Annotated in this window: 24 protein-coding genes; 16 read left to right on the top strand and 8 right to left on the bottom strand. The window is 71.7% G+C overall.

From position 1 onward, the window contains the following. Nucleotides 1-161: 161 nt before the first annotated feature. From IE200_RS04550 to rplQ, 11 genes are all read left to right on the top strand, one after another. The gene (locus IE200_RS04550; protein WP_191278195.1) at nucleotides 162-6,449 is read left to right on the top strand and encodes an Ig-like domain-containing protein; all 6,288 of its coding nucleotides are present in this window, start codon (nucleotides 162-164) and stop codon (nucleotides 6,447-6,449) included. A gap of 36 nt (nucleotides 6,450-6,485) precedes the next feature. Further along, a complete protein-coding gene (locus tag IE200_RS04545) occupies nucleotides 6,486-7,457 on the top strand; it encodes an AAA family ATPase (protein ID WP_191278194.1) in 972 nt (323 codons plus the stop codon). Between the two features lie 8 nt (nucleotides 7,458-7,465). Then, nucleotides 7,466-8,647 carry a DUF58 domain-containing protein gene (locus IE200_RS04540; protein ID WP_191278193.1) on the top strand — a complete coding sequence of 394 codons (1,182 nt, stop codon included), beginning with the start codon at nucleotides 7,466-7,468 and terminating at the stop codon, nucleotides 8,645-8,647. Between the two features lie 62 nt (nucleotides 8,648-8,709). After that, complete coding sequence (locus tag IE200_RS04535; RefSeq protein WP_191278192.1) at nucleotides 8,710-11,124, top strand: transglutaminase-like domain-containing protein; 2,415 nt, start codon at nucleotides 8,710-8,712, stop codon at nucleotides 11,122-11,124. A gap of 202 nt (nucleotides 11,125-11,326) precedes the next feature. Further along, nucleotides 11,327-11,548, top strand: coding sequence for a translation initiation factor IF-1 (infA, locus tag IE200_RS04530; RefSeq protein WP_056599768.1), 222 nt, complete (start codon nucleotides 11,327-11,329; stop codon nucleotides 11,546-11,548). A 28-nt stretch (nucleotides 11,549-11,576) separates the two neighbouring features. Next, nucleotides 11,577-11,690 carry a 50S ribosomal protein L36 gene (rpmJ, locus tag IE200_RS04525; protein WP_004008316.1) on the top strand — a complete coding sequence of 38 codons (114 nt, stop codon included), beginning with the start codon at nucleotides 11,577-11,579 and terminating at the stop codon, nucleotides 11,688-11,690. A gap of 156 nt (nucleotides 11,691-11,846) precedes the next feature. Then, on the top strand, nucleotides 11,847-12,221 hold the full coding sequence (rpsM, locus tag IE200_RS04520; protein ID WP_116570804.1) for a 30S ribosomal protein S13: 375 nt from the start codon (nucleotides 11,847-11,849) through the stop codon (nucleotides 12,219-12,221). A gap of 73 nt (nucleotides 12,222-12,294) precedes the next feature. Then, nucleotides 12,295-12,690 carry a 30S ribosomal protein S11 gene (rpsK, locus tag IE200_RS04515; RefSeq protein WP_010831742.1) on the top strand — a complete coding sequence of 132 codons (396 nt, stop codon included), beginning with the start codon at nucleotides 12,295-12,297 and terminating at the stop codon, nucleotides 12,688-12,690. Nucleotides 12,691-12,718: 28 nt separating this feature from the next. Continuing rightward, nucleotides 12,719-13,327 carry a 30S ribosomal protein S4 gene (gene rpsD / locus IE200_RS04510; protein WP_191278191.1) on the top strand — a complete coding sequence of 203 codons (609 nt, stop codon included), beginning with the start codon at nucleotides 12,719-12,721 and terminating at the stop codon, nucleotides 13,325-13,327. A 121-nt stretch (nucleotides 13,328-13,448) separates the two neighbouring features. Next, the gene (locus IE200_RS04505; RefSeq protein ID WP_121141540.1) at nucleotides 13,449-14,465 is read left to right on the top strand and encodes a DNA-directed RNA polymerase subunit alpha; all 1,017 of its coding nucleotides are present in this window, start codon (nucleotides 13,449-13,451) and stop codon (nucleotides 14,463-14,465) included. A gap of 69 nt (nucleotides 14,466-14,534) precedes the next feature. After that, entirely contained in the window at nucleotides 14,535-15,137 is a 603-nt protein-coding gene (gene rplQ / locus IE200_RS04500; RefSeq protein ID WP_191278190.1) for a 50S ribosomal protein L17, read from the top strand. 64 nt (nucleotides 15,138-15,201) lie between these two features. On the opposite strand, the gene IE200_RS04495 is transcribed toward rplQ, so the two are convergent. From IE200_RS04495 to IE200_RS04480, 4 genes are read right to left on the bottom strand one after another with little or no spacing between them, the layout of a single operon-like run. Continuing rightward, nucleotides 15,202-16,158, bottom strand: coding sequence for a ketopantoate reductase family protein (locus tag IE200_RS04495; protein WP_191278189.1), 957 nt, complete (start codon nucleotides 16,156-16,158; stop codon nucleotides 15,202-15,204). 32 nt (nucleotides 16,159-16,190) lie between these two features. Then, on the bottom strand, nucleotides 16,191-16,757 hold the full coding sequence (locus IE200_RS04490; protein ID WP_191278188.1) for a TIGR03086 family metal-binding protein: 567 nt from the start codon (nucleotides 16,755-16,757) through the stop codon (nucleotides 16,191-16,193). Beyond that, nucleotides 16,754-17,272 (bottom strand): SRPBCC domain-containing protein, encoded by a 519-nt coding sequence (locus IE200_RS04485; RefSeq protein ID WP_191278187.1) that lies wholly within the window; start codon nucleotides 17,270-17,272, stop codon nucleotides 16,754-16,756. Before IE200_RS04485 ends, IE200_RS04490 begins: the two co-directional genes overlap by 4 nt. Continuing rightward, nucleotides 17,269-17,631, bottom strand: coding sequence for an ArsR/SmtB family transcription factor (locus IE200_RS04480; RefSeq protein WP_191278186.1), 363 nt, complete (start codon nucleotides 17,629-17,631; stop codon nucleotides 17,269-17,271). The genes IE200_RS04485 and IE200_RS04480 overlap by 4 nt, the downstream gene beginning before the upstream one ends. A gap of 100 nt (nucleotides 17,632-17,731) precedes the next feature. On the opposite strand from IE200_RS04480, the gene truA reads away from it, so the two are divergent. Then, nucleotides 17,732-18,568, top strand: a complete 837-nt coding sequence (gene truA / locus IE200_RS04475) for a tRNA pseudouridine(38-40) synthase TruA (RefSeq protein WP_191278185.1) — start codon at nucleotides 17,732-17,734, stop codon at nucleotides 18,566-18,568. Further along, nucleotides 18,561-19,157, top strand: a complete 597-nt coding sequence (locus IE200_RS04470) for a class I SAM-dependent methyltransferase (protein ID WP_191278184.1) — start codon at nucleotides 18,561-18,563, stop codon at nucleotides 19,155-19,157. Before truA ends, IE200_RS04470 begins: the two co-directional genes overlap by 8 nt. Before the next feature lie 20 nt (nucleotides 19,158-19,177). Here the strand turns inward: IE200_RS04470 and IE200_RS04465 are convergent, their stop codons facing one another. Further along, on the bottom strand, nucleotides 19,178-19,867 hold the full coding sequence (locus IE200_RS04465; RefSeq protein WP_229856112.1) for a sortase domain-containing protein: 690 nt from the start codon (nucleotides 19,865-19,867) through the stop codon (nucleotides 19,178-19,180). Nucleotides 19,868-19,938: 71 nt separating this feature from the next. On the opposite strand from IE200_RS04465, the gene mgrA reads away from it, so the two are divergent. From mgrA to IE200_RS04450, 3 genes are read left to right on the top strand one after another with little or no spacing between them, the layout of a single operon-like run. Then, nucleotides 19,939-20,973 (top strand): L-glyceraldehyde 3-phosphate reductase, encoded by a 1,035-nt coding sequence (mgrA, locus tag IE200_RS04460; RefSeq protein WP_191278183.1) that lies wholly within the window; start codon nucleotides 19,939-19,941, stop codon nucleotides 20,971-20,973. After that, nucleotides 20,949-22,352 (top strand): FAD-dependent oxidoreductase, encoded by a 1,404-nt coding sequence (locus tag IE200_RS04455; protein WP_229856109.1) that lies wholly within the window; start codon nucleotides 20,949-20,951, stop codon nucleotides 22,350-22,352. The genes mgrA and IE200_RS04455 overlap by 25 nt, the downstream gene beginning before the upstream one ends. Before the next feature lie 32 nt (nucleotides 22,353-22,384). After that, on the top strand, nucleotides 22,385-23,119 hold the full coding sequence (locus IE200_RS04450; protein ID WP_191278182.1) for an N-acetyltransferase: 735 nt from the start codon (nucleotides 22,385-22,387) through the stop codon (nucleotides 23,117-23,119). A 3-nt stretch (nucleotides 23,120-23,122) separates the two neighbouring features. Here the strand turns inward: IE200_RS04450 and IE200_RS04445 are convergent, their stop codons facing one another. The 3 genes from IE200_RS04445 to IE200_RS04435 all read right to left on the bottom strand — a co-directional run. Next, nucleotides 23,123-24,382, bottom strand: coding sequence for an Nramp family divalent metal transporter (locus IE200_RS04445; protein WP_191278181.1), 1,260 nt, complete (start codon nucleotides 24,380-24,382; stop codon nucleotides 23,123-23,125). An 82-nt stretch (nucleotides 24,383-24,464) separates the two neighbouring features. Then, complete coding sequence (locus tag IE200_RS04440; RefSeq protein WP_191278180.1) at nucleotides 24,465-24,776, bottom strand: hypothetical protein; 312 nt, start codon at nucleotides 24,774-24,776, stop codon at nucleotides 24,465-24,467. A gap of 87 nt (nucleotides 24,777-24,863) precedes the next feature. Then, nucleotides 24,864-25,362 (bottom strand): HNH endonuclease signature motif containing protein (locus tag IE200_RS04435; RefSeq protein ID WP_191278179.1); only part of this gene is annotated, 499 nt, incomplete at its 5' end.

Raw genomic sequence — 25,362 nt, 5'->3', positions numbered from 1 at the left:
TCCCCTCGTACACGCCCACCGCTCCATCATCACCCATGGGACCAGTCCGGCGCACATGGTCAGGATTTGTCGGAAACTTGTCGGAACCTCCGCGACATACATACCCTCCTGTGGGTGGCTGCGGTGGGCGCACGCCATCCGTGGGGCCAAGGGGGGCTTGCGTGGGACGTACGACTGCTCTGCGTCGTCACCGGGTGGGCATCGCATCCGGCCTCGCCCTGACGGTCGCGAGCGTCGCTGTCGTGACGTACGCCCTCTCCGCCGAGGGCTACAAGAAGCACGAGGCCGAGCTCAACGACGGCGGCGTCTGGGTGGTCAACGGCAAGCTCGGCTGGTCGGGGCGGCTCAACAAGCCGATCAACCAGCTCGACGGCGTCGTCCCCGGTGAGGGCGGCAAGGCGCGCCTCGACGTGGTGCAGGACGGTGCCGCGGTCGTCGTCCTCGACCGCAACGCCGCTCGCGGCCAGTCGATCGAGACCAGCAGGCTCGAGGCCCAGGACGGTGGCTCGGCCGCGGTCCCGGTCAACGGCGACGTGCGGATGGCCGGCGGGACGCTGGCCGCCGCCGACGCCGAGACCGGCGAGGTCTGGGCCGTGCGCTACGACAGCCAGGTCGGCAAGCCCGTGGTGACCGCCGTCGACCGACAGGCCGAGCCCCTGGCCGAGACGGGCGAGGGGGCTGCCCTCGCCGTCGGCCTCGACGGCACCGTGGTGGTGACCTCGACGGAGGAGCGGTCGGTCACGACGCTCGCGCCCCGTGCCACCTCCTTCGCCGAGCCGGTGGTGCAGGACCTCCCGGGTGACGCGGGCGTCGTCTCCCACGTCACCACGGTGGGGGACCGGGTCGTCACGCTGGACGCCGACGCCGGTGTGCTGAGCGTGGTCGACGGAGCGACCGTGTCCGTCCCCCCGGGCAGCGTGCTGCAGCAGGCCGGACCGGCGTACGACGCCGTGCTCGTCGGTGCACCGGACGGCCTCCTCAGCGTCGACCTGGAGTCGGGCGAGACCACGTCGGTCTCCGACAGCTCGGGCGCTCCGGCCGAGCCCGTCCGCCTCGGCGCCTGCGTCTTCGGTGCCTGGTCGGGCGGCCTCGGGGCCGTGGCGGTCCAGTGCGGCTCGCAGGAGGTCAACGAGCGCGACCTCACCGGCAACGCCACCAGCCTGGCCTTCCGCGTCAACCGCGGCGAGATCGTGCTCAACGACGCCAACAGCGGCACGGTGTGGGACGTCCAGGAGGACAAGCCGGCCAGGATCGACAACTGGGACGCGTTCACGTCGAAGAAGAAGAAGGACGACGACGAGGACAAGGAGAACGAGAACCAGAGCGACGCCGACAGGCGCCCGCCCCGCGCGAAGCCCGACTCCTACGGCGTCCGTGCCGGTCGCACCACGGTGCTGCACCCGCTCGACAACGACTCGGCCCCGCAGGGTCGGCTGCTCAGCATCGTCGACGTCGAGCAGCCGGCGGGAGGTGCCCGGGTCGAGATCAGCCCCGACGGGCAGACCCTCGTGCTGCAGATGCCCGACGACGCCCGACCGGCCACCTTCGACTACTACATCGACGACGGTCGCAACGGCCTCTCGGCGAACGCCGCCGTCGACATCGAGGTGCGCGGAGCCGAGCAGAACGAACCCCCCACGCTGCGTGAGGGCTACGAGAAGCCCACCTACAAGGTGCCGCACGGCGGCGCGCTCTCGGTGCCCGTGCTGTCCGACTGGCGCGACGACAGCGACGGTGACACGCTCCTGCTCGACTCCGCCGAGGCGGTCGGCGGGGAGGAGTCGGGCGCCCGGGCCCGGACCACCGCCGACGGCCGGATCCGCTTCACCGCCCCGACCGGTCCCGCCGACGGCCAACAGCTGGTCAAGGTGGACTTCGCCGTCACCGACGGCCGCTCCGGCGCGGTCCGCAGGTCGATGACCTTCCAGGTCCAGGCGCCCAAGGACCAGAAGGCGTTCGCCCCCAGCGCCCAGCCCGACGTGGTGCGCGGCGAGGTCGGCAAGCCGATCAAGATCCGCCCGCTGCTCAACGACCTGCCGGGCTCGGACCCCAACGACCCCGACGCCGAGCTGAGCCTGGGCGGCAAGGTGCCGCAGCAGCCCGGCTCCAAGGTCGTCTCCGACCTCGACTCCGGGCAGCTGACCTTCACCGGCGACCGCGCGGGCACCTACTTCCTCAGCTACGACGCCGGCTACGGCAACGCGCCGCTCGACCAGGGCACGATCCGCGTCGACGTCAAGCCGCCCCCCAAGCGTGCCGCCGAGCCGGTCGCGATGCCCGACACCCTCACCGTCTTCGGCCAGGCGCCCGGCATCGTCGACGTCCTCGCCAACGACCTCGATCCCGCGGGCGGACTGCTCGTCGTCCAGCGTGCCGTCGCGGACCGCGGCGACCAGCTCGACGTGGCGATCGTCGACGGGCGGTGGCTCCGGATCTCCGCGACCCGCCCCGACCTCGCTCCGGCCACCCAGACGGTCGCCTACACCATCAGCAACGGCACCAGCAACGGCGTACGTGGTGAGGTGGTCGTCACCCAGCGTCCCGCGCCGGCCGACAACACGCCGGTCACCGTCTCGGACAAGGTCGTGGTGCGGGCGGGGGCGTCGGTGTCGGCCCCGGTGCTCGACAACGACGTCTCGCCGGCCGGTGACCGTCTCACCCTGCTCAACGACCTCGTCGGCAGCAGGACCCCGGGTCAGCTCGACGTCACGGCGCCGATCGACGTCACCGGTGACGTCGGCAGGGCCTTCGTCTCCGGGCGAGTGGTTCGCTATGTCGCGCCGGAGCGGATCGAGGAGCGGGACACCTACACCATCACCTACGTCGCCCAGAACCTCGAGGGCAAGCGGGCGTCCGGGACGCTGAAGGTCACGGTCGTGCCGGCCGACGACCCCAACGACCCGCCAGAGCCCCCGACGCTCGAGGGCCGGGTCGTCTCCGGGGACTCCGTGAAGATCCGCGTCCCCGGGGTGGGGGTGGACCGCAACGGCGACCCCGTCACGGTCACGGGCATCACCTCCGCGCCCCGGCTCGGCCGCATCACCGCCTACGGCGGCAACTTCCTCGAGTACCAGGCCTACCCGCGCACGGTCGGGACCGACGAGTTCAGCTACTCGGTCGTCGACGCGCAGGGGGCGTTCGCCACGGGCACCGTGCGCGTCGCCGTCGTGCAGCCGGGGCAGCCCCAGCCGCCGCTCGCGGTCGAGGACCGGCTGACGGTGGCGCCCGGACGCACCGCGACGTTCGACCCGCTGGCCAATGACTTCATCGCCTCCGGCGACGCCGTGGAGGTGGAGCTGCTCGACGCCCCGGACGGGGCGAGCCTCGACCCGAGGACCAACCTGGTGACGGTCACGGCACCGGAGCAGACCGGCGATGCGCCGGTCGTCGTGGTCTACCGCGTGACCAACGGCCTCGACGAGTCCCGCGCGACGATGACCCTGACGACGGTGGCCGACCACAACAACCCGCCTGTCGTCTACGACGCCTTCGGCCGCGCGGACGACAGCGGCAGCGTCGTGGTCGACGTCCTCGAGGGGGCCTACGACCCCGACGGCGACGCCGACGACCTGGAGGTCACCGACGTCTCGGGCGACCCGTCGGCGCGTGTGGTCGGCGGCGGCTCGGAGGTACGAGTCGACCGGGGGACCTCCCCCAAGGTGCTTCCCTTCGAGGTGCGCGACTCCGACGGCGCGGTCGCGGTGGCCTCGGTCTACGTCCCGCCGACCGGCAACGGTCTGCCCTACGTCCTGCCCGACGCCCTCATCGAGCTCGACTCGGGCGACAGCACGACGGGGCGTCTCTCCGACTACGTCGCCGCGCCCGACGGCGCCGACGTACGGCTCGCGTCCGGGCGGCGTTCTTGGTCGGCCTCGCCCACCAGGCTGACCGTGGGCCCGGACGGGGACAACCGCTTCTCCCTGACCGCCCCGGCCGACTTCCGCGGCCCCGGTGCGGTCCTCGTCGAGGTCACGACGGCGCAGGACGCGAGCGGCAACGAGGACACCACGACGACGGCGGACGGCGTGACCGCCCTGTTGTCGATCCCGGTGCAGGTCGGCGACGACTCACCCAGCCTCGAGTGCCCCTCCACGGTGGTGCCCATGGCCGCCGGGCAGCGTTTCGACCTCGACATCGCGACCTTCTGCAAGGTGTTCACCGTCGATCCCCGTGACGCTGCGGGCCTGGACTACTCGGCCGAGTGGAGCCAGCCCGTCGACGGGGTCGCCGTGGGGTCCGTCGTGGGCTCGGTCGTCCCGGTGGTCGCCGACGAGAGCGCCACTCAGGGCGGCGAGGCCGTGCTGACGGTCCGCGCCGGCGAGAGCAACGCCCAGGAGGTGCGGTTCCGCCTCGCGCAGGCTCCCCCGCCGCGGCTGCTGCCGATCAGGGTGGAGACGATGGAGGCGGGCCAGAGCCGAAGCTACGACATCGGGGCCTACCTCCAGTCCGGCGTGTCGAACCCCAGCCCGAACATCGTGTCGGTCCGCAACACCGGCGCGAACCCCGGGATCCGCGCAACGGCAGACGGCAGTCGGCTCACGCTCACCGCGGAGCGTGACACGCGCGGCGTCCGGGCCAGCTTCAGGCTGGTGGTCAGCGACGTGTCGTCCGCCGACCCCCCACCCTCGCGGACCGCTGACGGCAGCATCCAGTTCCAGGTGATCGGCACCCCCAGCCAGCCCGGCGAGCCACGGCCCTACCAGACGCAGGGCGAGGTGGGTGCCATCAAGATGTCGTGGAGGCCCCCGGACGACGACGGCGGCGCGCCGATCACCCACTACGTGGTGCGTGAGGAGCGCAGGGGCACGACCCAGCGCTGCGACACCAACGAGTGCGTGTTCCGCAAGCTGCGGACCGGTGGGCGCTACAGCTTCCGGGTCCAGGCGGTCAACCGGGTCGGCGGCAGCGAGTGGAGCGAGCTGTCCCGCTCGGCCCAGGCCGACACGGCGCCCGGGCGGGTGCAGAACATCCGGATGGCCGACCGCGGCGACGGACGAATCACGGTGGCGTGGGACAAGCCCTCCACCCAGACCTCGCGGATCCTCGACTACACGGTCACCTGGGTCGGGGGGCAGACCGTCGTGTCGGGCGACTCGACCAGCTTCGTGGCCACCGGGCTCGACAACAACGAGAAGTACGTGTTCTCCATCAAGGCGCAGAACATCGTCGGCTACTCGCCGGCTCGGCTGTCGCCGGAGATGCAACCCCTCGGCACGCCCCCGCCCCCGCCGGCTCCGACGCTGACCGACCTCGAGTCGGGCGCCAACCAGACCAGCGTGCGGATCGCGTGGCAGGCGGTCTCCCCCGAGGGGCCGGGCCCCACCGTCTACAACGTCACCTACAGCAACGGCGCGGAGTCGGGGATCGTCCCCGGCTGCCAGCGGACCGCGTCCCTGACCTGCACCCACACCGGCGTGCCCTACGACGGGCTCGTCTACACCTACCGGGTCGTCGCCGCCAACCAGCCCGTCGGCGAGCCGGGGAACCGGTCGCAGCCGAGCGAGGGCGCCTCGATCGAAGCCGTCGGCCGGCCGGCCGCCTGGGGACCCTTCCGGTCCTATGCCACGGGTGCGAGCCAGGAGGCCGAGGTCCAGTACACGGTGCCGGACTCGCGCGGCGAGACGAGCCGCGTCGAGATCCTGGTGGGCGGCATCGCGGTCGAGACGTTCGCCCAGCGGACCGGCACGCACACGACCCGGATCCAGGTGCCCAGCAACGAGCAGCCCTACCCGGTGCAGCTGCGCGTGTGCAACGAGAAGGCGCCGGCCGGGTGCACCCTGAGCGGCACGCAGAGCGTGCAGACCTACGGACCGCTCACCAACATGCTCGACGACCTCGACAACCCCACGGTGAACGGCCGGAACCTGACATGGACGGCGAGGGGCTCGAGCAACGGGGATGCCGCTCGGCTGCGCTATCAGGTCAACGGTGGTGCCGACCAGTTCATCGACCTCACGTCCGTCGGGTCCTTCAGCCAACCCATCACGGTCGTCGCCGACGACTTCGCGCAGGACGTACGGCTCGAGCTGTGGCTCGAGGACATTTCTCCCGGCAACCGCGGCAGCGACTATGCGAGGGACGACGCGAGGAGCGACGCGCCACCCCCCGGCGTGTCGGCGTCGCGCGGCGCCAAGTGCAACGACGCTGACAACGAACCGCAGAACAACTGTTGGGACAACAAGGACTACCCGTGCGAGGTGGCCACCTGCGGTTTCGTCAACTTCACCGCCTCCGGCTTCTTCGAGCCCTTCACCTGCGCGGTGAGCAACAACGCCAACAACGGCTTCCCCAACTGGAGCAAGACCTACAGCTTCAACGCGACGTTCTTCGGGTCCGTCACCGAGGAGACCAGCTGGTACTACCCCTCGGGGACGGTCACGGTCTTCTGCAAGGGGACCGGCTTTTACGGCAAGGAAGCAGCCTCCACCTTCGCCTGGCCGTCGGACTAGCGCAGACCCCGCTCAACCACCCGTGACAGGAGCAGCATGACGATCAGCCACGAACAGGCCGAGTGGTTCAAGTCCACCTTCGACCAGCTCACCGACAACATGGAGAAGGCCGTCCTCGGCAAGCGCCATGTCGTACGGCTGGCGCTGACCTGCCTGCTGTCCGAGGGCCACGTCCTGCTGGAGGACTTCCCGGGCACCGGCAAGACGATGCTCGCCCGGGCGCTCGCCAACACCGTCCAGGGCAGCCACGCGCGCATCCAGTTCACCCCCGACCTGCTGCCCTCCGACGTCACCGGCGTGACGGTCTACGACCAGCACAAGGGCACCTTCGAGTTCCACCCCGGCCCGATCTTCCACACGATCGTGCTCGCCGACGAGATCAACCGGGCCTCGCCCAAGACCCAGTCGGCGCTGCTCGAGGTGATGGAGGAGGGACGCGTCACCGTCGACGGCGTCGCCCACCCGGTCGGCAAGCCGTTCCTGGTGATCGCCACCCAGAACCCGATCGAGCAGGCCGGCACCTACCGCCTGCCCGAGGCGCAGCTGGACCGCTTCCTGATGAAGACGTCCGTCGGCTACCCCGACCGCCAGGCCACCGTGGAGCTGCTCAACAACGCTGCGGTCCGCGACCGCGCCGCGCTGGTCACGCCGGTCATCACCGCGGCCACGATCGCGCAGATGAGCGGGCTCGCCGACGAGGTCTACGTCGACCCCGCCGTGGTCGGCTACGTCGCCGAGCTCGCCGAGGAGTCCCGCCGACAGCCGCACGTCAAGCTCGGGCTGTCCGCGCGTGGGTGCCTGGCGTTCGTCCGTGTCGCGAAGACGTGGGCGGCCGCCGACGGCCGCGACCACGTCGTGCCCGACGACATCAAGGACCTCGCCGAGCCGGTGCTCTCGCACCGACTGCTGCTGGACGCCGAGGCGCAGTTCAGCGGGGTCGACGTCCACACCGTGATCTCGCGGCTGCTCGACTCCGTCGCTCCGCCGACCGACCGCGTGGGGGCCTGACCACACCGATGAGGCAGCGTTTGAACGACGCGCTCGAGGTCGTCAAGCCGATCGGCTGGCTGGTCCTCGCACTGGGCCTGGGCGCGCTCCTGGTCGCCACGCTCACGCAGTGGCGCGAGCTCGCGGTCCTCGGCGCAGCGTGCCTGGCGCTGGTCGTGCTCGCCCTGCCGTTCCTCCTGGGGCGCACCTCGGTGTCGGTCGACCTGCGGCTGCAGCCCGAGCGGGTCGCGGCGGGGGAGTCGGTGGCGGCCGGCGTCGTCGTCGTCAACCGCGCCTCCTCGCGGCTCGTCCCGACCACCCTGGAGGTCCCCGTCGGGTCCGCCGTCCACCGCTACGGCATCAGCTCGCTCGCCCCCGGCGCCGTCCACGAGGAGTCCTTCACGATCCGCACCGAGCGGCGCGGGGTGATCGCGGTCGGACCGGCCATGACCCGTCGCGGAGACCCGGTCGGCATCTTCTCGCGCGACGTGGTGTGGACCCCGGTGCGCGAGGTGCTGGTGCGTCCGCACCTCGTGCCGATGGAGTCGCTCGGCGCGGGCCTGCTGCGCGACCTCGAGGGTGTCTCCACCGACGCCGTCAGCCAGAGCGACCTGGCCTTCCACGCGCTGCGCGAGTACGTCCCCGGCGACGACCTGCGCCACATCCACTGGCGGTCCTCGGCCAAGGTGATGGCCTCCACCGGCGAGTCGGCGCTGCTGGTGCGCCAGTACCTCGACACGCGGCGCAGCCACGCCACGATCGTGGTCGACGACCGGCTCGCGTCGTGGGCCGACCCCGAGGACTTCGAGACCGCGATGGCGGTCGCGGCGTCCATCGCGGTGCGCGCCGTGCTCGACGAGTTCGACGTGTCGTTCGTCTGCGGCAGCCACGCCTCGACCGGCTCCGACGGTCACCTCGCCCTCGACGCGGTCTGCCGAGCCGACTTCGGCGACCGCGGGCTCGTCGACTCCGGGCGCCAGGCCAGCGTGCTGGCCCCCGACACGAGCCTCGTCTTCCTCGTCGGCGGCAGCGAGTCGGCCTTCACCGACATGCTCCGCTCGGCGGCGGCCTTCCCGCCCGAGGTGCGCCGGTTCGGCATCGTCGTCGACCCCGCCGGCACCAGCCGCGTCACCGAGACCGGCGGCCTGCCGGTCCTGCACCTCGCCGCCAAGGAGGACCTCGGCGGCCTCCTGCGGTGGAGCGTCCGATGAGAGAAACCCCGTCCCGCGCTTCCACCACGAGCACCCGCACGCGCGTACGTCCCCATGCCCTAGTGCCCGACAGGCACTCGTGGATCGACATCGCCTTCACCCTCGCACTCACGGGCGTGGCCCTGAGCGCCTTCGGCACCTCGTTCACCGGCACGGCCTACCTCGTGGTCGGGATGGTCGGGGCCGTGATCGCGGTGGTCGTCACCCATCTCACCAGGGCGGCGGGCTGGCCGGTCATCTCGGCCGTGGTGATCTGCCTGGTCCTGTTCTTCCTGCTCGGGGGACCCCTCACCCTGCGCTCGCTGGGCGACGCGTACGCCCTGCCCGGCGGGACGACGCTGGCCCGCGTGGCCGACCAGGCGATCTTCGGCTGGAAGGACCTCCTCACCACGCTGCCTCCCGTCGACGGCGACGGACCGTTGCTCGTCCTCCCGTGGCTGAGCGGCATGCTGGCCGGAATGGTCGGCCTCGCGCTCGCGCACCTCCCCGTACGCCGCGCGTGGCTGGCCGCGGTGCTGCCGGTGGCCGGGATGACGGTGGTGCTCTGCGGGGTGATCCTGCTCGGGGTGCGACACCCGCAGTCCCTGCTCGTGCAAGGGTCGGTCTTCGCAGGCCTCGCGCTCGCGTGGCTGGCGATCCGGGCCCGCCGGGCCAGCGCGACCGTGCAGGGTGGCAGCAGGTCCTGGACCCGCGCGGCCGGGGCGGTCGCGATGCTCGGTCTCGCCGCCGCACTCGCCCACCCGGCCAGTGCGCTGTTCGCCGACGACGACGCCGAGCGCACCGTCGCCCGCAACTGGGTCGAGCCGCCGTTCGACATCGGTCGCTACCCGTCGCCGCTGGCGGGGTTCCGCAAGTACGTCGACCTCAAGGGCAAGGACGACCCGGCCAACGTCTACGACAAGACGCTGCTCGACATCGAGGGCGTCCCGGCCGACACCCGGGTCCGGTTCGCCACGATGGACCGCTACGACGGGATGGTCTGGGGGGCCACGGACAACGCGTTGCCCGGCCCGGCCGACGACTCCTTCCAGCGAGTGTCCTCGACGATCGACAACCCGGTGGAGGGCACCGAGGTCGACGCAACAGTCACGCTCGGGGAGGGGTGGAGCGGCGTCTGGCTGCCCACGGTCGGTGCGCTCCGGTCGATGCGCTTCGAGACCGGCGACGCGCGCGCGAAGGCCGAGATCTTCCGCTACAACCTCGCGACCTCCACCGCGGTCGTGCCGAGCGGCATGCAGCCGGGCGACCGCTACTCGTTCACCGCCGTCGAGCCGGACGACGAGCTGGGGGAGGACACCGTCGGGTCCTCCGACCTGGCGCCGCTGCCCCAAGGCGCCGCGTTCATCCAGGGCCCCGCCGAGAAGTGGACCGAGAAGGCGGGTGCCGACCCGATGGACCGGGTGCTGGCCGCGGCCGAGCACCTGCGCTCCGAGGGCAAGTACTCCGACGGCATCGGTCGCACCGAGCGCATCTACGTCGCGGGCCACAGCGTCTGGCGGCTGTCGGACGAGTTCGTGAACGCTCCCCAGATCGTGGGCAACGACGAGCAGTACGCCGCCACCATGGCCCTGATCGCCAACGACATCGGCGTCCCGGCACGAGTCGTGCTCGGCGCGGTGGTGCCGGAGGGCGGCCGCGTCACCGGCAAGGACGTGCAGGCCTGGGTGGAGCTGCGTGCCGCCGACGGCTCGTGGAAGACGCTGCCGACCGAGAGGTTCATGTCGACCACCCCGCCTGCGGACCAGGTGCCCGAGACCAACACGCCGATGTCCGGCACCGTCATCCCGCCGCCCAACCCGATCCCGCCGCCGTCCGACGCCGGGGAGCAGAGCGACGCCGACCTCAAGGAGCGCAAGACCAAGCGCAAGGAGGCCGACGACGAGGAGGAGGGACTCATCCCGGGCGTGCCCGGGTGGGTGGGCGTCGTGCTGACCTACGTCGGCGGTCCGCTCCTGCTCGTCGCCCTGCTGCTGGGCGCGGTCATCGGCCTGAAGGCGTGGCGACGGCACCGTCGCCGCAGCGCCGACTCGCCGTCCGCGCGCTTCGTCGGTGCCTGGCGCGAGCTCGTCGACCATGCCCGCGACCTCGGCCAGGTCGTGCCGCTCGGTCCGACCGTGACCCGGCGCGAGCAGTCGGCGGGCATCGTCTCGCGGCAGGCCACCTCGCTCGCTCGACGAGCCGACAGCTTCGTCTTCGGGCCGGGGGTGCCGGAGGTGACGGCCGCGGCGACCTTCTGGGAGTCGGTCGACGCGGAGCGCCGGGCCATGTCGCAGGAGGTGGGCCGTTGGCAGCGCGCCCGGGCCGCGGTCAGCCTGCGCTCGTTCCGCCGTACGTCTCCCGCCCGCGGTGCCTCACCCTCCGCCGAGGAGGCCGCGGACCCCACCAGCGGCCCGGCCCCCGTTGCCGGGCGTGTCGCGTCGGCGGCGACCCGCCTCCGCCGCCGTGCTGATTGGCGTTCTCGGCGTACGCCTGACTAAACTGGTGCGTCGGCCCAACGTGGGCTGTGCTTCGTGGTGCCTCGCGGCTGCCCGGACCTCGTGTGATCGCCCTGCGGCGGTCGCCCGTGTGCCCGGGGATGAGGACCTCGGAGACGCCTCACGAGGTCCACCGAGCCCCTGTCCGCAGGGGTCGGGCGGTTCCCGGGCCACGGTAGGCAACAGACAACAGATTGTGGAGGACATGCCGAAGAAAGAAGGCGTGATCGAGATCGAGGGCACCGTCGTGGAGGCCCTTCCCAACGCCATGTTCCGTGTGGAGCTGGCCAACGGGCACAAGGTGCTCGCGCACATCAGCGGCAAGATGCGACAGCACTACATCCGGATCCTCCCCGAGGACCGGGTCGTGGTGGAGCTCTCGCCGTACGACCTCACCCGGGGTCGGATCGTCTACCGCTACAAGTAATCCAGCCGAGCAGCAAGGAATCGTTGACATGAAGGTCAACCCGAGCGTCAAGCCCATCTGTGACAAGTGCAAGGTCATCCGCCGTCACGGCCGGGTCATGGTCATCTGCGAGAACCCCCGCCACAAGCAGCGGCAGGGTTGAGCAGGACCGACACCTGAAACACCCACAACGTGATCGCTAGGCCAGGCACCGCCTGGGCCGAAGTCACCTCCGGAGCACCGGCCGGAGCCCACCCGAGGCGGGATGGGACGCGACACGAACCGAAACCGATGCGAGAACAGACAAGGAAACCGCCACATGGCACGCCTCGTTGGTGTTGACCTCCCGCGCGACAAGCGCATCGAGGTCGCTCTCACCTACATCTACGGCATCGGCCGTACCCGCGCCCAGCAGCTCCTGGCCGCCACCGGCGTCGACCCGAACGCCCGGGTCCACACGCTCGGTGACGAGGAGCTGGTCAAGCTTCGCGACGAGATCGAAGCCAACTTCAAGATCGAGGGTGACCTCCGCCGTGAGGTCCAGGCGGACATCCGCCGCAAGATCGAGATCGGCAGCTACCAGGGTCGTCGCCACCGCATGGGCCTCCCGGTCCGCGGTCAGCGCACCAAGACCAACGCGCGCACCCGCAAGGGCCCCAAGCGCACCGTCGCCGGCAAGAAGAAGGCCAAGTGATCGCACGCCTCACGGCGTCTCACTGACCTCTTCCTCCACGAAGCTTCCAGACCAGAAACTCAGGAGTTACTGAATGCCTCCCAAGAGCCGCGCGACCAAGGTGCGCCGCAAGGAGAAGAAGAACATCGCTCAGGGCGAAGCCCACATCAAGAGCACGTTCAACAACACCATCGTCACGATCACCGACCCGACCGGTGCGGTGATCTCGTGGGCCTCTGCCGGCACCGTCGGCTTCAAGGGCTCGCGCAAGTCCACCCCCTTCGCCGCCCAGATGGCAGCCGAGGCCGCCGGCCGACGCGCCATGGACCACGGCATGAAGAAGATCGACGTCTTCGTCAAGGGTCCGGGCTCGGGTCGTGAGACCGCCATCCGGTCGCTGGGTGCCATCGGCCTCGAGGTCGGCACCATCCAGGACGTCACGCCCACCCCGCACAACGGATGCCGGCCGCCCAAGCGCCGCCGCGTCTGACCCGAGACTGAGAAAGAGAGACTGAAACATGGCCCGCTACACCGGTCCCATGACCCGCAAGTCGCGCCGTCTCGGTGTCGACCTCGTCGGCGGCGACGCTGCCTTCGAGAAGCGTCCGTACGCCCCCGGCCAGCACGGCCGCGGTCGCATCAAGGAGTCCGAGTACCTCCTGCAGCTTCGTGAGAAGCAGAAGGCTCGCTTCACCTACGGCGTGATGGAGAAGCAGTTCGTCCGCTACTACAAGGAGGCCAGCCGTCGCCAGGGCAAGACCGGCGACAACCTCCTGCAGCTCCTCGAGTGCCGCCTCGACAACGTGGTCTACCGCGCCGGCTTCGCCCGTACGCGCCGCCAGGCCCGCCAGCTCGTCGTGCACGGCCACTTCCTGGTCAACGGCAAGAAGGTCGACATCCCGTCCTTCCAGGTCACCGACCACGACATCATCGACGTGCGCGAGAAGTCGCTCGAGATGACCCCGCTGATCGTGGCCCGTGAGACCCACGGCGAGCGCGTCGTCCCCGCGTGGATGGAGGTCATCCCCTCGCGGATGCGCATCCTCGTGCACCAGGTCCCGGTCCGCGCGCAGATCGACGTCCCGGTCCAGGAGCAGCTGATCGTGGAGTTCTACTCCAAGAAGTGATCCATCGCCGGCGGCCACCGTGACCCGGTGGCCGTCGGCGCAGCCCCATTCCTTCTTCTCCGCCAACCTCATCAGGTTCGGATCCGTCAAATAGTGGGTGGATCCGGAAAGGAAAAACTCCGTGCTTATCGCTCAGCGCCCGACCCTCACGGAAGAGACCGTCGACGAGTTCCGTTCGCGGTTCGTCATCGAGCCCCTCGAGCCCGGCTTCGGCTACACGCTCGGCAACTCGCTGCGTCGTACGCTCCTCAGCTCGATCCCGGGTGCCTCGGTCACCAGCATCAAGGTCGACTCCGTCCTCCACGAGTTCTCGACCATCGAGGGCGTCACCGAGGACATGACCGAGATCATCCTCAACCTCAAGGGCATCGTCGTCTCCTCCGAGCACGACGAGCCGGTCGTGATGTACCTGCGCAAGTCGGGTGCCGGTGACGTCACCGCCGCCGACATCACCCCGCCCGCCGGTGTCGAGGTGCACAACCCCGAGCTCAAGATCGCCACGCTGTCCGACAAGGGCAAGCTGGAGATGGAGCTGGTCGTCGAGCGCGGCCGCGGCTACGTCTCCTCGGTGCAGAACAAGGGCGCGGACAACGAGATCGGCCGCATGCCGGTCGACTCGATCTACAGCCCGGTGCTGAAGGTGACCTACAAGGTCGAGGCCACCCGAGTCGAGCAGCGCACCGACTTCGACAAGCTCGTCATCGACGTCGAGACCAAGCCGTCGATCCGCCCCCGCGACGCGATCGCCTCGGCCGGCAAGACGCTCGTCGAGCTCTTCGGCCTGGCGCGTGAGCTCAACGTCGAGGCGGAGGGCATCGACATCGGCCCGTCGCCCGTCGACGAGCAGCTCGCCGCCGACCTCGCCCTCCCGGTCGAGGACCTGCAGCTCACCGTCCGCAGCTACAACTGCCTCAAGCGCGAGGGCATCCACACCGTGGGTGAGCTCATCTCCCGCTCCGAGCAGGACCTGCTCGACATCCGCAACTTCGGCGCGAAGTCGATCGACGAGGTGAAGGCCAAGCTCGTCGAGATGGGCCTCTCGCTCAAGGACAGCGCTCCGGGCTTCGACCCGCACGCCGCCCTCGCCGCCTACGGCGACGATGACGACGACGCGTTCATCGAGGACGAGCAGCTCTGACAAACCGACCGGCGCCCGCCGGTCGTCTACCCGGGTACCTGACACGGCCCGAGAGAAGGAAGGCACCACATGCCCAAGCCCAAGAAGGGCCCCCGCCTCGGCGGCAGCCCGGCCCACCAGCGCCTGATGCTGTCGAACCTGGCCACCGCCCTGTTCGAGCACGGCCGGATCACCACCACCGAGACCCGCGCGCGCATGCTGCGCCCGGTCGCGGAGAAGCTGATCACCAAGGCCAAGCGCGGCGACCTGCACAACCGTCGTGAGGTCCTCAAGACCATCCGCGACAAGTCGGTCGTGCACACGCTGTTCACCGAGATCGCGCCGACCTTCGCCGAGCGTCCCGGTGGCTACACCCGCATCACCAAGATCGGCCCCCGCAAGGGCGACAACGCCCCCATGGCGGTCATCGAGCTGGTGACCGAGGCCTACAGCCCCAAGGCGCCGTCGACCAAGAAGACCGAGGCTGCTGCCGCTCCGGCGCCGGCTGCCGAGGAGACCGAGGTCGAGGACACCACCGCCGAGGACGCTGCCGCCGAGCACGAGGCCGCCGCCGCCGAGCACGAGGCCGCCGCCGAGGAGCACGAGGCCGCTGCCGAGGAGCACGAGGCCGCTGCCGCCGAGCACGAGGCCGCCGCCGAGGCTGCCGAGGAGTCGGACGACACCAAGGCCTGATCCCAGGCCGGCCACGCAGGCCCGTCACCCCGCTGGGGTGGCGGGCCTTCGTGCGTGTCCGGGGTCAGAGGGAGCGCAGGACCGCGTCGGCGTCCAGGCTGCGCGGCGGGCCCGCGGCGTACGCCAGGGCGCGGGTCGCGGCGACGACCGACTCGTTGACCGGGGTCGGGACACCCAGCAGTCGGCCCTGCAGCACGATCTCCCCGGCGAGGTAGTCGATCTCGGAGTCGCCGGTGGCGCGGGCGAGGCTCTGCCACGTCGACCCGCCGCCGCGCTCGAGGTCGGGGCGCCGGCGCAGGACGGAGCCCCGGCGCTCGCGGTCCTCCTCGGCGCTGACGAGGGTGACGCCCGCGGCGGCCAGCACCCGCTCGCCCTCCTCCTGGGCGAGCCGCACGAGCTCGTCCGCGGCGGTACCGGGGGCGAACGAGGCGTCCACCCCGTTGCCGAGGTTCATCACCAGCTTGCGCCGCTTCATCGCCATGATGTCGGTGCGTTCGAGCGAGTCGATCCCCGCGGCGCGCAGGTCGGCCGCCACCGCCGCCGTGGTGGCGTCGGTGCCGCCCGGGAACCGCCCGACGTCGAGGATCGCCGGGGTGGGGTGGCAGCCTGCGACCACGACGCCCGGCTCGAGGTGGGTGGCCGGGAGCATCACGCACAGGGCGTACGTCCGGGCGAAGAGGCGCAGTGTCGCGGTCTCGGCGGCGATCCCGTTGGTGGCGCACACGACACGTACGTCGCCCGGGGCGTGGGTGCGCAGGTCGGCCAGCGCTGCGCCGGTCTGGTGCGACTTCACCGCCAGCAGCACCACGGTGTCCTCGGTCCAGTCGATGTCTCCGGCGCTGTCGGTGGCCGCAGCGTCGATGCGGTGCCGGCCATCGCCCGCGTCGAGCGTCAGACCGTGCTCCCGGATGGCGGCGAGGTGCGCGCCGCGGGCGACGAGGGTCACGGGGCTGCCGGCGCCGTGCAGGTGGGCCCCGATGACTCCGCCGACCGCGCCCGCTCCGTACACCACGTACCTCATCGAGCCACCGTAGCCGCCTCGAGGGACATGGCTCAGGGCACAGGTCGCCAGGCGGTATCGCGTCCGATGAAGCCCATCAGCCGGTCGACGACGGGGGCGTCGGCGGCCACGGGCACGGCGGGGCCGTAGTGCCCCGAGCCGCGCAGGGCGTCCTCCATCGCCGTCATCCCGCGGAGCAGGTCGGCGGCGAGGTCCTCGTCGAGCCGGGGCTCCTGCCCGCCCGCTCGGGCGAGGTCCCAGGAGTGCATGAAGACGTCGGAGGTGTAGAACCGGTCGACGGCCGTCGCGAGGGGCTGGGTGCCGAGGTGGGGGTGGGTGAAGTCCTCAGCGCCGCGGTCCTCGACGAGGGACTGGACGGCGTCGGCCTGGTGCTGCCAGGCGGCGACGGGGTCCTCGGCGGCGGGCACGCCCGGGGCGAGGTGGACGCCCCCGGCGGACAGGAACCCGGGGAACCAGGTGACGAGGTGGTCGACGACGTCGCGCGCGGTCCAGCCCGCGACGGGGGTGGGTGCCGACCAGTCCGGCGTTCCGGCGACGAGCCGGGACATCTCGCCGGCGACCTCGCGGTGGCGAGCGCCCGGGTCGTCGGGGAGGGTCATCGGATCGTGCCGTCGGCGACCATCCGGTCGATCGCCGCGTAGCCGTCGTTGATGCCGTCCTCCATCCCGCTGCGCAGCCAGGCGTCGCGGTCCTCGAACGAGTCGCAGAGGCTGACCGCGTGCAGCCGGGTGTGCCCGTCGCCGAGGTCCTCGAAGGTCAGGGTCTCCAGCGCCACCCCGTCGGGCATCCCGTCCCAGGTGAAGGTCTGGACGATGCGGTCCTGCCGCACGGTGTGGAAACAGCCGCGGAACGAGGTCTCGAAGTCCTCGCGCCCGTCGGTGCCACGCGCGGTGTAGCTCCAGCTGCCGCCGTCGCGGGCGTCCCAGTGGGTGACCTCGGCCCCGATGCCGTCGGGACCGATCCACTGGGCGAACAGGTCGGGGTCGGTGTGCGCCCGGAAGACCTGGGCGGGGCTGGCGGTGAAGTCGCGCCAGATGTGGATGGCGGGCACGCGGTCGTCGGCGATGATCGCGGCCTCGGGGTAGCGGGTCTGCGGGTCCTGCGTGGTGGTCATGATGCGGTTCCTTCCTGGTCGGTGCGGCTGGGGCCGTCCTCGTCCTGCATCCGCGCGAGCACGGCGTCGAGCGCCGCGTAGCGCTCCTCGGCCCGGCGGCGGTAGCGCTCGATCCACTTCGTCATGAGGTCGAACACCTCGGCTTCCAGGTGCACGGGGCGACGCTGCGCCTCCCGGCTCCGCGACACCAGCCCGGCCTCCTCGAGCACCTTCACGTGCTTGGAGACGGCCTGGACGCTGACGTCGTACGGGGCCGCCAGCTCGTTGACCGTGTGGTCGGCCTCGGTGAGGCGCGCGACCATGTCGCGGCGGGTCGGGTCGGCGAGAGCGGCGAAGACCCGGGAGAGCTGGTCGGTCACGGAGTGCACCTTCTTCAACTGATTGGTTGATCAACCTAGGTCGCGTGCGTCCGTCTTGTCAACCATCTGGTTGAACAATGCGTGCGCCTAGGATCGCTGCGTGCGCCTGCGGATCGACTGTGCCTACGACGGCGCCGACTTCTCCGGCTGGGCAGCGCAGCCAGGCCGCCGCACGGTGCAGGGCACGATCGAGGCGGCGCTGGCCACCGCGCTGCGGCTGCCCGAGGTGCGGGTGACGGTCGCCGGGCGTACGGACGCGGGCGTGCACGCGCGGGGGCAGGTCGCGCACCTCGACGTGGACGCCGAGGTCGTGGCGGCGTCGGCCGGCCGGTCCAGCGACCCCCCGCTGGACGCCCTGGCCCGCCGCGTCGACGGGATCCTGCCGCCCGACGTGCGCGTACGCCGCGTGGTCGAGGCGCCAGCCGGGTTCGACGCCCGCTTCTCGGCGACCTGGCGGCGCTACGCCTACCGGATCGCGGACGCCCAGGAGCTGGCCGACCCGCTCGTGCGCGGCCACGTCCTCACCTGGCCACGCCGTCTCGACCTCGCGGCGATGAACGAGGCGTCGGCGCCGCTGGTGGGTCTCCAGGACTTCGCGTCCTTCTGCAAGCAGCGCGAGGGCGCGACCACCGTCCGCACGCTGCTCGACCTCGCGTGGAGGCGCGACGACGCGGGGCTGGTCGTCGGCACGGTGCGCGCCGACGCGTTCTGCCACAACATGGTGCGCGCGCTCGTCGGCTGCCTGATCGCGGTCGGCGAGGGGCGTCGGCCGACGTCCTGGCCGGCCGAGGTCATGGCCGGGCGGCGACGCGACCAGGGCGTGCGGGTCGTGCACGCCCACGGCCTCACCCTGGAGGAGGTCGGCTACCCCGACGACGACGAGCTGGCCGCGCAGGCCGAGCGAGCCCGAGCCCGACGAGAGGCGATCGATGCCTGAGCACTACTTCTCCGCCGACCCCGCCGTCCCCTTCGAGCGCGAGTCGTTCACCGCTGACCTGTGGGGACACGAGCTGCGCCTCGAGACCGGGTCGGGCGTGTTCAGCCGCGGGCACCTCGACCACGCGACGGCCGTGCTGTTCAAGGAGCTGGAGCCCCCGGTGCAGGGCCAGTTCCTCGACCTCGGGTGTGGCTACGGCGTGATCGGGCTCGCCATCGCGAAGGCGGTCCCGCTGTCCAACGTGACGGCGGTCGACGTCAACGAGCGCGCCCTGCTGCTCGCCAACGACAACGCCCGGGCCGCGGGCGTCGGCTCACGCTTCGTGGCGTGCCTGCCCGAGCAGGTGCCCAGCGACCAGGTCTTCGACGAGATCTGGTCCAACCCGCCGATCCGGATCGGCAAGGAGGCGCTGCACGAGCTGCTGCTCACCTGGCTGCCGCGGCTCGCCCCGGGCGGGCGGATGGTGATGGTGGTCGGCAAGAACCTCGGCGCCGACTCGCTCCAGCGCTGGCTGGGGGAGCAGGGCTGGCCCACCGAGCGACTCGCGAGCAGCAAGGGCTTCCGGGTGCTGGAGACGCGCCGCGCCTGAGCCCGGACGTACGGCGCGGCTCAGGCCGGACGCGTCGCGACGAGCACGCCGATCTTGTCGATGCGGTGCTCGGGGTTGTCGAACTCGTCCGACCAGTAGTTGCCGTCGGCGTGGTCCTCGGGCGTCGCGCAGGTCGACAGGGTGATCATCGCCCGCGTGGCGGTCCGGCCCGGGCGGCCGGGCACCTCGGCGCTCTGGGCGCGCAGCGACGCCGGCTGCCGGAAGGACGTCCAGCGGGTGCGGCGCACCTCGTAGACGTACACGGTGCCTCCCGTGCGCACCTGGATGCGGTCGCCGCGACGCAGCGACGGGGAGTCGCGCAACGGGGCGGTGCCGGTCAGGCGGTGACCGGTGACGATGTGGTTGCCGACCTCCCCGGGCCCGACGCCGCCGCCCGGCCCTCGGGGCGAGGCCATGTCGCCGGCGTTCTGCAGCGCGGTGCCCGGCGCGTCGTCGGGCGACCCGCGGTAGCGGACCACGGGAAAGTCGCGCAGCCCGATCGCCGGGATGGTGACGAACGAGCGTCGCGGCTCGGGGGCCGCCGGCTCCGGGGTCACCGACTCGGTGGGCTCGGCCGCGGCGGGGGCGTCGGTCGTCCGGCGTTCGACGGGCGCGGCCGCCGGCTCCGCCCGGGGCGGCTGCTCAGCGGCGCAGGCCGTCGCCACCGCGGCCAGTGCCGCGGCCAGTGCGACGACGACGCGACCTGCCACCCGTCCACCGTACGCACCGGTCCCCACCGCCGCCCACCGCCGCCCACCGCGGACCGGGCAGGATGGGGGCCATGGCCTACGCAGCAGCTGAGAACAGGTACGACGCCGGGACGGGCATGCACTACCGGACCTGCGGCCGCAGCGGGCTCCGGCTCCCCGCGCTGTCGCTGGGGCTCTGGCAGAACTTCGGCACCGACCGGCCCGAGGAGACGCAGCGCGCGATCCTGCGGCGCGCCTTCGACCGGGGGGTCACCCACTTCGACCTCGCCAACAACTACGGGCCGCCCTACGGCCGCGCCGAGGAGAACTTCGGCCGCTACCTCGCGGACGACTTCAAGCCGCACCGGGACGAGCTCGTCATCTCGACCAAGGCGGGCTACGACATGTGGCCCGGACCGTACGGGCAGGGCGGCGGGTCGCGGAAGTACGTCCTGGCCTCCCTCGACCAGTCGCTCGAGCGCCTCGGCCTCGACTACGTCGACATCTTCTACAGCCACCGCTTCGACCCCGACACGCCGCTCGAGGAGACGATGGGGGCGCTCGACACAGCGGTGCGGTCGGGACGCGCGCTCTACGTCGGCATCTCGTCCTACTCCCCGGAGCGGACCCGGCAGGCGGCCGACATCGCGCGCGACCTCGGCACACCGCTGCTGATCCACCAACCGTCCTACTCGATGCTCAACCGGTGGATCGAGGGCGGGCTGCTCGACGAGCTCGAGCAGCAGGGGATGGGCTGCATCGCGTTCACCGCGCTCGCGCAGGGCCTGCTGACCGACCGCTACCTCGCCGGCGTGCCGCAGGACTCGCGCGCCGCGCGCGCCGACTCCACGCTCGCCGGACTCGACGACGAGACGCTGGAGCGGGTGCGGGCGCTGAACCGCGTCGCCGAGGCGCGCGGGCAGGAGCTCGCGCAGCTCGCCCTCCAGTGGGTGCTGCGCGACGAGCGCGTGACCAGCGCGGTGATCGGTGCCTCGAGCGTGGAGCAGCTCGACACGAACCTCGACGCCCTCTCCGGTCCACCGCTGACCGACGACGAGCTCGCCGAGATCGACCGCCACGCCGTGGACTCGGGGGTCAACCTGTGGGCGAAGCAGACCGAGGAGTGAGCGGGCCCGGCACGGTGACCAGGGTCGTGGTCGTCGGCGCGGACGCCGCCGGCATGTCGGCGGCGCACCAGGCGCTGCGGACCGCGCGGCGCACGGGGCGCGAGCTCGCGATCACGGTGCTCGACCGCGGCACCCACACGTCCTACAGCGCCTGCGGCATCCCCTACTGGATGGCGGGCGACGTCGACGGCGGCGACGAGCTCGTCGCCCGCAGCGCGGAGGCGCACCGGGAGGCCGGGATCGACCTGCGGCTCGGGGTGGAGGTCGTCGCCGCCGACCTGCCCGGGCGTACGGTCACCACCGCCGACGGCGAGACGATCGACTACGACGAGCTGGTCGTGGCCACGGGCGCGCCCGCGGTGGTGCCCGACTGGGCGCTGCGGCCGGACGGCACGACGTACGCCGGGGTCGGGGTCGTGAAGACGCTCGACGACGGCGCGGCCTGGGTCGAGCGGTTCGCCGAGGCCGGTGACGGCGCCCACGTCGTGGTCGTGGGCGCGGGCTACGTCGGCGTCGAGGTCGCCGAGGCGGCGATGCGCCACGGGTTCGGCGTCACGGTGCTGACGCGCGGGCGCGGCATGTCGATGCTCGAGGACGAGATGGCCGAGCGGGTCGACCTCGCGCTGTGCGACGCCGGCGCCGAGGTCGTCCTGGGCGTGGAGGTCACCGGCCTCGACACCGACGGCGACCGCGTGACGGGAGTGCGGTGGGACGGCGGCAGCCGGGAGGCCGACCTCGTGGTGCTGGCGATCGGTGTGCGTCCGGCCACCGGGTTCCTCCGCGGCTCCGGTCTCGAGATGGCTGACAACGGCGCCCTGCGGCCCGACCCGCACGGGCGGGTCGCCGAGCACGTGTGGGCGGCGGGCGACTGCTGCGAGGTGCGCCGGCGCCTCGACGACCAGTGGGTGTTCCGCCCGCTCGGGACGTACGCCACCAAGCACGGCCGCGCGCTCGGCGACTCCCTGGCCGGCGGCACGCTGACCTTCGACGGCATGGTCGACACCTCCATCACGCGGTTCTCCCACGACGAGGTGCACCTCGAGGTCGCCCGGACCGGGCTCTCGCGCGCCGACGCCGAGGCGGCCGGGCTCGAGCCGGTCGTGGTGGTCACCGACGGCAGCACGGCCAGCGGCTACATGCCGGAGGCGGAGCCGATCACCCTCTGGGTGATGGCCGACCGGACCACGCGGCGCCTGCTCGGGGTGCAGGTGGTGGGCGGGCGTGGTGCCGGCAAGCGGATCGACGCCGCGGCCGCCGTGCTGTGGCACGGCGGCACGGTCGACGACCTCGCCTGGATGGACCTCGCCTACGCGCCTCCGTTCGCGACGGCGTGGGACGTGCTGCAGGTCGCGGCCCGGCGGGTGGCCGAGCGGCTCTGAAACCCGTTGCAGCCCCGACGACAATGGTCGTCATGGAGCTGGAGTTCGTCACGCTGGCGGAGCGACCGAAGCTGATCGACGTCTTCTGGGACATGGAGACGACCTGGCCGGAATTCATGAAGCACGACCCGATCGGCAACTCCTACTACGCCTCGCTGGAGGAGTTCGCCGAGTACGTCCTGGTCGGCCTCGACGAGTCGGGGCGGATGGTCGCGAAGGCGCACTCGGTGCCGTTCGTGCTGCCTGAGGGCGAGCTGCCCGACGCGGGGTGGGACTTCGCGATCCGCAGCGGCCTGCTGACCAGGCTGCAGGGTGGGCAGCCCGACGCCTGCTCGGCGGTGGAGATCGCCATCGAGCCGCGGCTGCAGGGGACCGGTCTGTCGGGCACGGTCGTCGCCGCGCTGCGCGACAACGCGGGACGGCTCGGTTTCTCCGAGCTGCTCGCGCCGGTGCGGCCCAACGGCAAGGGCGACGTCCACGAGCCGATGGCGACGTACGCCGGACGCACCCGCGACGACGGGCTGCCCGTCGACCCGTGGCTGCGGGTGCACGTGCGTGCGGGTGGCCGCATCGACCGCGTGTGCCCCCGCTCGATGGTCATCCCCGGGACGGTCGAGGAGTGGCGTGAGTGGACCGGGCTGCCGTTCGACACGACCGGCCCGGTCGTCGTGCCGGGCGCGCTGGCGCCGGTGATGTGCGACGCCGAGCACGGGACCGCGACGTACGTCGAGCCCAACGTGTGGGTCCGGCACCCCACGGGCGCGTGAGGATCAGGCGCCGCCGAGGGCCTTGCGGACCTCGTTGACGCAGAGCGCGAGGAAGGCGAGCGCGATGATCGCCATCAGCACGTTGGAGTGGATCTTGTTGCGCCACTCCGCCGGGGTGCGGTCGGTGTTGAGCAGCCAGAGCAGGGTGACTGCGAGGAACGGCATGAAGAATGCGCCGAGCACGCCGTAGGCGAGGATCAGCCAGACCGGCTTGCCGAGGAACATCATCACCATCGGCGGGAAGGTGAGCCACAGGATGTAGGCCCTGTACCACTTGCCGCCGGCGCGGGCGTCGGCCGCGTCCCCGCCGGTCACGTTGGTCATGAAGTCGGCGAACATCAGGCTGACGCCGTTCCAGACTCCGACCAGCGACGACATCGCGGCGGCCCAGAAGCCCAGCAGGAACAGCTTGCCGGCCCACTGTCCGTAGCGGTCCTGCAGCACCGCGCCGAGGTCGAGGAGGCCGGCGTCGCCGCTCTCGATCGCGACGCTGGTGGAGTAGAGCAGCTCGGCGCCGACCACCAGGGTGGCGAGCACGAAGATGCCGGTGACGACGTAGGCCACGGAGTTGTCGATCCGCATGACCCGCATGTAGCGCGGGGTGCTCCAGCCCTTCTCCCGCAACCAGTAGCCGTACGCGGCGAGGGTGATCGTGCCGCCGACGCCGCCGGCGAGGGCGAGGGTGTTGACGAGGCCGTCCTCGGGGATGCGCGGGGCGAGGCCGGTCAGCACCTCGCCGAGGTTGGGGGTGGTCAGCAGCGCCGCGCCGACCATCGTGACGAACATGATCCCGACGAGGGCGGCGAGCACCTTCTCGAAGACGTTGTAGCGCCCGCTCCACACCAGCACGAGTCCGAGGAGGCCGGAGGAGATTCCCCACCAGGTCGTCGACAGCCCGCCGAGGAGCCCTTGGAGCGCGAGCCCCGTCCCGGCCATCGCGGCGGCGCCGTAGACGAAGCCCCAGATCACGATGTACGGCGCGAAGTACCAGGTCGTCCACGCTCCGAGCGAGCGCCAGCCCTCGAAGATCGTGCGCCCGGTGGAGAGCGAGTAGCGTCCCGCGCCCTCGACGAGCACGATCTTCATCAGGCAGCCGACGACCACGCACCACAGCAGGGTGTAGCCGAACTTCTGTCCCGCGATGAGCGTCGCCACCAGGTCGGCGGCACCGACACCTGTCGCCGCGACGACGAGTCCGGGGCCGATGATGCGCCAGCGGGGGACGGTGGTCTGCTCTGCCGAGGTCGAGGTCGAGGTCGCCATGGGCAGCACCCTAGTCGTGGTCTAGACCATGTGCCGTTGCGCACGGAGGTGGCGCGCGTCCCCGCCGCTCGCCGGGTGCTCGTCACCCTGCGCTGTCACCGCCGCCGGCGCCGCCGTCAGCGTCGCCGACGCCCCCACTCTCGAAGGCGCCTCGCGTGTCGCCGGCTCCTGCGACCGAGTCGCGCACTGGCGACAGGGTGGAGTGGAAGAGTGCCGCCGCGATGCCGAGGACGATCGGGCCGCCCAGTAGGACCAGGCCGGCGCTGGTGGTGCCGCTCGTCCGGAGCACCGCGAGGAAACAGACGGCAAGGACGCACGCGGACGCGCCCCAGAAGGTCAGCCACGGCTGGCGTCTGCCGGATGCTGCCTTGCTGATGCGTCGCTGTGCGGACATGCGCCGAGTCTGCCGCACGGGAGAGCCCGCGCGCAGGACGCGCCTGTGTCCCCGCCATCGTGGGGACTGGCGGGGTGTGGGGCGGGGTCATCGTCGGCGGGGGTGTGGGATGCCGGGTGGATCGGGTGGGTCGAGCTCGGTGGTGCCGGTGTGGTCGCGTCGGTAGCGGTGGCCGTGGGGAGCCGTCCACTCGAACACCCCGGGCGCGACCATGGCGTAGCGCCAGGGAGAGTGGGTCTTGAGGCGGTGGTGGAACCGGCACAGCGCGGCGAGGTTGCTCGTCGTGGTCGGCCCGGGCTGGGGTCTGCCCTCTGCTTCGGCGTGTTCGTCCCACGGGACGACATGATCGATGTCGCAGCCCCGGGCGGGTCGGCTGCAATCAGGGAAGACGCAGGTGCGGTCGCGCAGGATCACTTGTTCGCGGATGCGGTCGGGAATGTCGTAGCCCTGCGCGGTCAACGGGGTGTTGAGGTCGATGACGGGCTTGATCGTCACGCTCGTGTGGGTGTCGCCGCGCCAGGCCTGGATCTGCTTGAGGAGGACGAGGCGCTGGCCGTTCTCCATCCGCCCGGTCGGCCCGAAGATC

Source organism: Nocardioides flavus (ex Wang et al. 2016), assembly GCF_014653115.1.
Classification (GTDB): domain Bacteria; phylum Actinomycetota; class Actinomycetes; order Propionibacteriales; family Nocardioidaceae; genus Nocardioides; species Nocardioides flavus.
The sequence above is the reverse complement of the archived record's forward strand: the minus strand, read 5'-3'. Positions and strand labels throughout refer to the sequence as shown.